At 67.7% G+C, this 381-nt stretch carries 1 pseudogene; it reads left to right on the plus strand.

The features are described from left to right. Positions 1 to 381 (plus strand): annotated as a pseudogene (locus RB628_RS41625) (sodium-independent anion transporter); the annotation flags it as partial.

A 381-nucleotide genomic window follows, 5' to 3' on the forward strand; every position in this document is an offset into this window, starting at 1 on the left:
TGGCCAAGCTCATGCGCTTCGTGCCCCGGTCGGTGATGGTCGGTTTCGTCAACGCCCTCGCCATCCTGATCTTCATGGCGCAGGTGCCGGAGATGCGCGATGTGCCCTGGGCCGTCTACCCGCTCATCGCCGCCGGCCTGGCGCTGATGGTGTTCTTCCCGAAGGTCACCACGGTGATCCCGGCGCCGCTGGTCTCCATCGTCGTCCTGACGGTGATCACGGTGGCGGCCGGGATCGCGGTGCCGAATGTCGGTGACAAGGGCGACCTGCCGTCCTCGCTGCCGGTCCCGGGCCTGCCGGATGTGCCGTTCACCATGGACACGCTGACCACCATCGCCCCGTACGCGTTCGCGTTCGCGCTGGTAGGGCTCATGGAGTCGC

Source organism: Streptomyces sp. ADMS (assembly GCF_033441795.1).
GTDB lineage: Bacteria > Actinomycetota > Actinomycetes > Streptomycetales > Streptomycetaceae > Streptomyces.